The 1,026-nt window shown below is 41.3% G+C and carries 3 protein-coding genes; all 3 read right to left on the bottom strand.

The window, feature by feature from the left end; translation table 11 throughout:
- On the bottom strand, window positions 1-348 hold a 348-nt coding region (locus LG31_RS20700; protein WP_084059672.1), incomplete at its 3' end, for a DUF1353 domain-containing protein.
- Window positions 341-577: a hypothetical protein gene (locus tag LG31_RS0120065; protein ID WP_033116171.1), complete on the bottom strand. Its 237-nt coding sequence runs from the start codon at window positions 575-577 to the stop codon at window positions 341-343. The genes LG31_RS0120065 and LG31_RS20700, both read right to left, overlap by 8 nt.
- A gap of 136 nt (window positions 578-713) precedes the next feature.
- Window positions 714-1,026 (bottom strand): HNH endonuclease signature motif containing protein (locus tag LG31_RS20695; protein WP_238567550.1); only part of this gene is annotated, 313 nt, incomplete at its 5' end.

Raw genomic sequence — 1,026 nt, 5'->3', positions numbered from 1 at the left:
CAATCTTACGCCTTTGTGCATCAAGTGCGCTTTAAATGACGACACTCCAGCCCTAAGCATTAGTTCAAGGAACACATTATCTGCTTGCTCTCTTGTTACTTTCATCTTTGCGGTACGATAAAGGTAATCATGTGCAACTGCTGCGGCAGTGTGCAAACCAAATGGAGCAATCATATTCCAAAAGATACGCGGTACGGATGCGAGATCAGTAGTTGTACCTTTTGGGATATCAAATGCAATTGACTTGGTGTGTACGTGATATGTCTCAGCAAGTGCCCAATTCTTGTCGTCCAATGGGACAAGCGTAGGCTGCTTAAAGGCATCCACTTCAAAGGTGCAGTTATTCATTTGCACCTCCAACTGGTTCCTGCTGTACGTTGCCCGCTGGCAAATCCTGCATCATGCGTTTAAGCAATTCGCGTTCTTCTGATTCCGTGAGGCAAGGTTCATCTGTCAATGGATCAATGAAGTTAAAGTTGAAAGTACCCTGTTCGTTTGGTTGAACGAGCACCAGAACCAACTTGTCATTCAGCGTAGTCATTACGCCATTAATCCAATCAATATGTAAGTATTTCATGTAAGTTCCTTTAAAGTGAGATCCTCATAAAAACCCTTAGTACTACACAGCAAATTAATGCAATGCAAAAAATGAGTGTTTTTATGTATTATTTTAACGTTTTAAGTGCAGTTTAAGCGCGAAAAACACATGAAATTTAGTGTTTTTTAGCCCATTGCATTATTTGGCTGGGAGTTAGTACATTTGTACTTACTCTGAGTTTGGCTTGTTGTGCAGTCTTTTTGTTATGCCAGGCCTGACACAATGCTTGCAGATTTGTCTGATCGAATCGCTTACTGTAGTCGTCTTCGATTTCTATAATGTGATCGCATATCTTAGCTGGCGTGATAATGCCAAGCATTTCGCAATGTTCGCACAGTACATGATTCTTCATATACGCATTGCGAATCCTACGCCACGTTCCAGAGTTATATACGTCTTGGTTCTTTGTTGTTGATGTGCTTCTACCC

This window comes from Aeromonas lacus (assembly GCF_000764665.1).
Classification (GTDB): domain Bacteria; phylum Pseudomonadota; class Gammaproteobacteria; order Enterobacterales; family Aeromonadaceae; genus Aeromonas; species Aeromonas lacus.
This window is presented reverse-complemented; position numbering and strand designations above follow the sequence as displayed.

What these genes read in the sequence shown, in the direction of transcription:
- LG31_RS0120065 (WP_033116171.1), bottom strand. Translation starts at nt 577, where the DNA reads ATGAAATACTTACATATTGATTGGATTAATGGCGTAATGACTACGCTG.